This window comes from Streptomyces sp. McG3 (assembly GCF_018619185.1).
Classification (GTDB): Bacteria; Actinomycetota; Actinomycetes; order Streptomycetales; family Streptomycetaceae; genus Streptomyces.
In genome coordinates this window covers 1-7,262 of record NZ_JAAXYC010000362.1, presented here as the reverse complement: position 1 = coordinate 7,262, position 7,262 = coordinate 1, and the positions used below count along the sequence as shown (strand labels likewise).

6 protein-coding genes are annotated in these 7,262 nt (G+C 70.3%); 3 read left to right on the top strand and 3 right to left on the bottom strand.

Annotated elements, in window-relative coordinates:
• Positions 1-338: 338 nt before the first annotated feature.
• Entirely contained in the window at positions 339-692 is a 354-nt protein-coding gene (locus HET64_RS34230; protein ID WP_215111144.1) for a PRC-barrel domain-containing protein, read from the top strand.
• 86 nt (positions 693-778) lie between these two features.
• Here the strand turns inward: HET64_RS34230 and HET64_RS34225 are convergent, their stop codons facing one another.
• Together HET64_RS34225 and HET64_RS34220 are read right to left on the bottom strand one after the other, a co-directional pair.
• Entirely contained in the window at positions 779-1,018 is a 240-nt protein-coding gene (locus HET64_RS34225) for a hypothetical protein (RefSeq protein WP_215111143.1), read from the bottom strand.
• Entirely contained in the window at positions 1,008-1,250 is a 243-nt protein-coding gene (locus HET64_RS34220) for a hypothetical protein (RefSeq protein ID WP_215111142.1), read from the bottom strand. The genes HET64_RS34225 and HET64_RS34220 overlap by 11 nt, the downstream gene beginning before the upstream one ends.
• A 336-nt stretch (positions 1,251-1,586) precedes the next feature.
• Here HET64_RS34220 and HET64_RS34215 point away from each other — a divergent pair, with 336 nt between their 5' ends.
• Positions 1,587-2,630: a LacI family DNA-binding transcriptional regulator gene (locus HET64_RS34215; RefSeq protein ID WP_215111141.1), complete on the top strand. Its 1,044-nt coding sequence runs from the start codon at positions 1,587-1,589 to the stop codon at positions 2,628-2,630.
• A 193-nt stretch (positions 2,631-2,823) separates the two neighbouring features.
• Here HET64_RS34215 and HET64_RS34210 read toward each other — a convergent pair whose 3' ends face one another.
• Complete coding sequence (locus HET64_RS34210; RefSeq protein ID WP_215111145.1) at positions 2,824-5,634, bottom strand: glycosyl hydrolase; 2,811 nt, start codon at positions 5,632-5,634, stop codon at positions 2,824-2,826.
• 236 nt (positions 5,635-5,870) lie between these two features.
• On the opposite strand from HET64_RS34210, the gene HET64_RS34205 reads away from it, so the two are divergent.
• A complete protein-coding gene (locus tag HET64_RS34205; protein ID WP_215111140.1) occupies positions 5,871-7,175 on the top strand; it encodes an ABC transporter substrate-binding protein in 1,305 nt (434 codons plus the stop codon).
• Positions 7,176-7,262: the final 87 nt, after the last annotated feature.

Sequence of the window (7,262 nt, the reverse complement as noted above, 5' to 3'; positions counted from 1 at the left end):
CTCCCCCACCTCCTCCCCTTTCCGGCCGGCGGAGGTTGTATTGATGCCCTCCACGTGCACGCAAAGCGCAAGCGGGAACCTGAAATTCCGACCAGAATCCGCCGCTGACCGGCAAAAACGGGGATGGGTCCGGGCGAATACCCGGCCCCACCCATTTCTGCGGGCCCGGAACACGACCTGGCACGCGGACCGGAACACGCCCGCACCGCCCAGGTGTACGCCGCCTCTCCCCGGGCACACGCAGTCCAGCGGAAATATCGTTCGGTGGACACATCAATAACGCATCGCCGGTCCACCGAACACGAATGAACTGGGTGACCTTCGCGAAAGGGGCCACAATGAGCGACTCCCTGTGGGGCTATCAGCCGTCGAGCGGTCACACCGTGGGCGCCGATCTGACCGGCTATTCGGTCGAGGCCACCGACGGCGGTATCGGAAAGGTCGACAAGCACTCCGACGAGGTGGGTTCGGCCTATCTGCTCGTCGACACCGGAGTCTGGATCTTCGGCAAGGACGTCCTGCTGCCCGCCGGCACGGTGAAGCGCGTCGACACCGACGACCGCAAGGTCTACGTCGACCTCACCAAGGAACAGGTCAAGGAGTCCCCGGAGTTCGACCGCCACGCGCAGGCGGACGACCCGGGCTACCACGAGCAACTGTCCGCGTACTACCTGGCGTACCGCATCATGTGACCCGGCGTACGCCCCCCGAACGGCGGCGGGCCCGACCCCGAGGAGGGGTCGGCCCCGCCGCTTCGTGCGGCGTGCTCCGCCCGTCCTCAACGCGGCAGCTGCCCCTCCCTGTTGATCTCCGTCACCCGGGCCCGCAGCACCACTCCCGGTGACGCCGGCCGCACCGCGTCCGGCGGGCATTCCCACTCCGGCCCGCCGCCGGGCGGCCGCAGCCGTACGTTCGGCCCGGACCGGCCCGTCACCCGGCCGACCCGCCCGTCCCGCGCGTCCACCGCGAACTCGCCCGCCGCGGGCAGCACGCCCGGCCCGTGTCCGTCACCCGTCATGACCGCTCTCCTTCTCCGCCAGCACCTCGCACAGCCGCAACGCGGTGTCGATGTTGCAGCGGCCCAGGTCGACCAGGGGCGCCGGTTCGTCACCCGCACACGAGACCGGATCGATCCGCAGGGACGGCAGCTTCACCCCGAACTCCGCAAGCCCTTCCCTCAACTGCTCCACGGCGTCCTCAGCCACCCGCACCCGGTCCGCCGCCGCCCTGCGCCGCTCCATCGCTTCCATGCCGCACACCTTCCACTCTGAGTGATGGCCATGCATACCCAGCGTGTCCAACGCGCAGTTGGTCCGGAAGAGGCGCGGTTCGGGCAACCGCTTCACCACTACCGACGGTTACCTTCACGCGGCCACCGCCGGGCTGCCGCCCGAGCCTCCTCGCCCCGGCCCCCGGCCGATCCCGCACGCATGCCACCCCTCCCCTGGAAGCGCTCTCAGTGCTGTCGGCGCCCGGCGCTAGGCTGTAGACGATCCGGCGGCGACACCGAGCACGCGCACAGCATCCCGCGCACCCCCACGCACCAGCCCGCGTATCGCCGCCCCCGTCGACGAGGAGCGACCGCCTTGCCCGAGCAGTCCCCCGGGTCCCGGCCCACCCTGGAAGCCGTCGCGGCACGTGCGGGGGTGTCGCGGGCCACCGCCTCTCGGGTCGTCAACGGGGGCGACGGAGTCCGCAAACCGCTCGTGGACAAGGTGCTCAAGGCGGTCGACGAGCTGGGCTACATCCCGAACCACGCGGCCAGGACCCTGGTGACCCGGCGGACGGGAGCGGTGGCCGTCGTCATCGCGGAGCCGGAGATACGGATCTTCTCCGACCCCTTCTTCTCGCAGCAGATCCGGGGCATCAGCAAGGAGCTGACCGCCCACGACACCCAGCTCGTCCTGCTGCTGGTGGAGGGGCCCGGAGATTTCGACCGGATCGCCCGCTATCTGTCCGGCGGACACGTCGACGGGGCGCTCGCGTTCTCGCTGCACACCGACGACCCGCTGCCCGCGATCACCCGGCGGGCGGGGATCCCCACGGTGTACGGGGGGCGGCCCAGCTGGACCGCCGATCCGGGGGACCAGGCCGTCCCGTATGTGGACGCGGACAACCGGGGCGGCGCGCGGGTGGCCGTGCGGTATCTGAAGGACCTCGGGCGGGAGCGGATCGCGCACATCGGCGGACCGCCCGACCAGACCTCGGCGATGGACCGCCTCGACGGCTACCGGGACGTCCTGCTGGACGTGGACCCGACGCTCGTCGCCGAGGGCGCGTTCACCGTGGAGAGCGGGGCTCGGGCGATGGCGGAGCTGCTGGAGCGACGGCCCGACCTGGACGCGGTGTTCGTCGCCAACGACCTGATGGCGTCGGGTGCGTTGCGTGTGCTGCGGGAGCGCGGAGTGGCCGTGCCGGAGCAGGTGGCGATCGTCGGGTTCGACGACATGGACTCGGTGGCCGAGACCACCGATCCGCCGCTGACCACGGTCAACCAGGACATCGAGGGGCAGGGCCGGCTGATGGCCCGCCTGCTGTTGCGCGGCCTGGACCGGGACCGTACGGGCAGCGGCCCGGCGCCCGACTCGGTGATCACCCCGACGACCCTGGTGCGACGGGCCTCGGCCTGACCGCGCCCGCCACGCGAACGCGGAAGTGCGGCGGGCCTCCGCCCTGAGGAGCCGAAGACCCGCCGCACGAATCGTGCCCGTACGCTCACGCCCTACACGTACAGATCCCGCCAGTTATCCGGTTGTCCGGATGGTGCGCGCGGACCCGTACGTACAGGTCCGCGCGCCCGATCCGTAACGGATCCCGCGCGGCCTACACGTACGGGATCTTCAGGACGGCCGCGTCCGTGCCCGTCTGCACCTGGGACGTGCCGCTGCCGAGCGCGTTCCAGACCTCCAGGCGGACCGTGCCGTTCTTCAGTTCGCCCAGGCTCCCGGTGACAGCCTGCGCACCGGACGCCTGTGTGTACTCCTCCCACCCGTTGACCGGGTCGGTCGCGAAGTAGCGGAAGGTCTCGGCCCGGTCGAACGTGCCGTCGCCGGTGAGGTCGTAGCTGACCCGGACCTGCGGGGCCAGCCCGACCTTCGTGCCCGCGTCCACCCGGAGGCGGAACGCGGTGGCCGCGCCGGAGGCGACCTTGCCGTTGACCTTCTTCACCTCGTAGACGGTCGGCCGGTACGGGGTGCCGTCCCGGTTGACGCCGTCGGCCGAGGCGACGGTGTCCGCGCCCGCCGGGTCGGTGGTGGCGGTGGTGAGGACGCCGCCGGACTTGAGGCGGAAGGTGTTCCCGGTGGACGGGCCGGGCTCCTCCGGGTCGGGGTTGCTGCCGCCGGGGCCCGTGCTCGTCGCCGTCGAACGGGCGGGCACCGACAGGGTCTTGCCGTCGGAGAAGGTAACCGTACGGGCGGTGGAGCCGTGGTTGTGGGCGGTGTAGGTGCGCGTCCCGTTCTTGGAGAAGACCGCGGAGGTCGGGATGTCGCCGCTGACCGTCATGTCGGGGGCGCCCACCGCGTTCAGGGTGTTGATCCAGTGGTAGGTGTGCGCCTTGGACTCACCCTGCTCGGGCTCGTAGTTCCCGTTCACCCCGTCCCACTTGGCCTTCGCCGCCGCCGGGTCCGAGAGCGACTCGAACTGCCAGAGCAGGTCGCGCCACTCCTGTGCGGGCCCGCCGTTCTCGCGCTCCATCTCGGCGATGTTCCGCTTGATGGCCGCCTTCTCGCGGGCCAGGTGGAGCGAACCGCCGGTCACCGGGAGGACGTTGATGCCGTGGATCTCCTCCGGGTTGGCGGTCCACCAGGTGGAGTACGCGCCGCCGCTGCCCCAGACCATGCCGACCGTGTCGTGGCCGAAGGAGGCGGGGAAGACCTGCTGCGAGGCGTCGAACCAGTACTGGGTGATCGCCTCGGACTCGGTGGTCAGCAGGTAGCTGCCGAGGTCGCGGAGGTTGTTGTCGCCGGTGGCCGAGCCGAAGAGCACCAGGGCGGCGCTGAGGTTGATGGACTCCGAGGAGGACTCCTGGTTGTTGCCCGCCGCGAAGCCCTGGTGGCCGGAGGCCCAGCTGTGGCCCGCGTACACGTCGAAGCCGCGCAGGAAGGGGTAGGCGGAGTCGGTGCGGCTGGCGTTGGCGGTGTCGCGGATCAGGTGCTTGATCATCGTGCCCCAGGCCGAGTCGGCGACCCAGGCCTGGTCGTACTGGGCGATGATCGCCGCCGCGTAGACGTAGTAGCTGTAGTGGAAGTGGTGGTCGTTGAGCTCGGTGTCGCTGCCGTACGAGGCCGGGTAGCCGGTGAGCGTCTTCCAGTCCTTGTCGTAGCTGAACTCACTGGCCCCGCCCGCCGTGAACCACTCCTGGAGCCGGCCCTTCATCAGGCCGAGGAGCTTGTCGCGGGTGGCGGTCTCGCCGATCTGGTCGGCGACCGGGACCAGTTGGGCGAGGCGGCCGAGCGCCTTGCCGGTCCAGTAGGTGTCGGCGGCCCCGGAGAACGGGTCGGAGGCGTTCGCGACCTCGTTGAGGTAGCCGGCCAGCCGGGCCTTGTCGACGCCGCTGGAGGCGGGCAGCGCGGGCACGACGCCGTTGTTCTTCTGGCTGGTGGTGAAGGTGGCGGACTCACGCACCTTCATCGTGCCGCGCGGCGACACGTACGTGTAAGGGGTCAGCGCGTCGGTGGTGTGCAGCCACTGGTGGCGGTAGAGGGCCTGGAGGGTGCCGCGTTCGGTGCCCTCCTTGGCCTCGGTCGTCAGGCTGTAGGTCGCCCGCACGTTGCCGCCGGTGGACTGCCAGGCCACCTGGGAGCCGGTGACGAAGCTGAAGGCGTACTTCTTGTAGGTCGCGAGCGCGTCCGTGGAGGGCAGCACGGCGAGCGAGAAGTAGTCCTTCCCGCCGAGACCCGCGGTGATCGCGGTGCCGGAGACGTTCCAGTCGCTGCCGGTCGGGGCGAAGAGGGCGTAGTGGTGCCCGGCGACGGTGATGCCGAGGACGTTGCCCTGGTCGGAGAAGACGGTGGGCGCGGAGGCGGTGGTGATGCGGGCGTCGCCGCCGGAGCCCTTGGCGTACACGAAGGGCATGCCGTGGCCGATGGTGGCCCGGAAGGTGCGGGAGCCGTCGGCCCAGTAGGGCGTCACCGTCCAGTCGGACCAGGCGTCGGCCTTGGTGTCGGGCGAGTTCAGGCCGCTGAGCCCGACGGTGAGGTCGGCCTTGTGGGCGTACTCGTACTGGCGGCCGTCGCCGACGATCGCGGGCGTGGTCGGGTAGCCGACCTCCAGGCCGGAGGCCTTGGCCTGGTACGTGAGCGGGTGCCCGTACATGGGTGTGCTGTACGGGTTGTCGCCGTAGCGCTGGTAGGCGAGCGAGGACCACCAGTCGTTGGTCGGGACCGGCTTGCCCCGCGCCGCGGTGGTGAGCTTGGGGGTGACGGGCGCGCCGGTGTTGGTGGTCGGGCCCGAAGTACCGGCGGGGCGGGAGTCGGAGTAGCTGCCGGCGCCGGCGGGGATGGTGGCGGCGGCAGCGGGCGATGCGGCGGGGCCCAGCCCCACGGCGGCCACGGCGATGGCCAGGAGTGTCGCCGCGGCAGGTCTGGAGGCAAGTCTGGAGAGGGAGGTTCGCACGAGCAGCACCTCGATCATGGGGGGGCGAAGAGCGCGTTCGAGAGCGCTCTCAAGTGCCAAGGAACGTAAAACTCCTGAAACGTAAGTGTCAAGAGAACGCACACAGACGGCAGTTGCATGGACTCCGGCTGTAACCCCAAGCCGTTATGCGTTCGAGTCTTGACGGGGCGGGGGTGGTGGGGGACGCTCCAGACGCAGGTTTTGAGAGCGCTCTCAAGGCGCTCGGTTCATCCCGAAGCCAAGGGAGGCTTCCCATGCCCATCGCCCGAGCCGCCAAGAGAGCCACCGCCCGCCTCGGCGCGGTCGTCCTCGCCGGGGCGCTCCTCGCCGCCTGTGGATCCAGCGACTCGTCGGACTCCTCCGACAGCGCGGGCGGAAAGGTCACGCTCAACGTCGACCTCTTCGGGTCCTTCGGCTTCAAGGAGGCCGGGCTGTACGAGGAGTACCAGAAGCTCCACCCCGAGGTGACGATCAAGCAGAGCGACACCCAGGACGAGGCGGACTACTGGAAGTCGCTCCAGACCCGGCTGGCGGGCGGCGGCGGTCTCGCCGACGTGCAGGGCGTCGAGGTGGGCCGCATCGCCTCGGTCACCCAGCAGCAGTCCGACAAGTTCCAGGACCTGAAGGAGTTCGGGGCCGACAAGCTCAAGGGCGAGTTCGCCGAGGCCAAGTGGTCGGCGGCGACCACCGAGGACGGCAAGATCCTCGGCCTCGGCACGGACGTCGGGCCCGAGGCGATGTGCTACCGCACCGACCTCTTCGAACAGGCCGGGCTGCCCACGGACCGCGAGGAGCTCGCGTCGAGGTGGGCCACCTGGGACGGCTACCTGGAGCTGGGCAAGCAGTACAAGAAGAAGGCCCCCGCCAAGAGCGCCTGGCTGGACAGCGTCGGCTCGCTCTACGGGATCATGATCGGCCAGGAGAAGGAGCGGTACTACGACGCCTCCGGCGAGCTGATCTACGAGAAGAACCCGGCGGTCAAGGAAGCCTGGGACACCTCCGTGGAGGCGGCCGAGGCGGGACTGAGCGCCAAGCTCGACCAGTGGTCCCCGCAGTGGAACCAGGCCTTCGCGGCCGGTTCGTTCGCGACGATCCCGTGCCCCGCCTGGATGCTCGGCTACGTCAAGGGCCAGGCCGGCGACGCGGGCAAGGGCAAGTGGGACATCGCCAAGCTCCCCGGCGGCGCGGGCAACTGGGGCGGCTCGTACCTCTCCATCCCGCGTGCGGCCAAGCACAAGAAGGAGGCGTACCAGCTGATCGAGTGGCTGACCGCCCCCGAGCAGCAGGCGAAGGTCTTCCAGAAGCAGGGCAACTTCCCGTCCTCGACGGGCGCCATCGAGACGATCGCGGGCGCGGAGGACGCGTACTTCTCGGGCGCCCCGATCGGCCGGATCTTCGGTGAGGCGGCCAAGGAGTCCCCGGTACAGGTGCTGGGTGTGCACGACCAGAACGTGATGCAGCAGATCACGAACGCGCTGAGCGAGGTCGAGCGCAAGGGGACGTCGTCGGACAAGGCGTGGCAGACGGCGAAGAAGGGCGTGGACAACGTGATCGGCTGACGCCGCTCACCGCCCCACCGCCGCACCCCCGCAGGTCAGGGGCCGGCCCGCCCGCGCACGGCGGACGGACCGGCCCCGCCCCCGTAC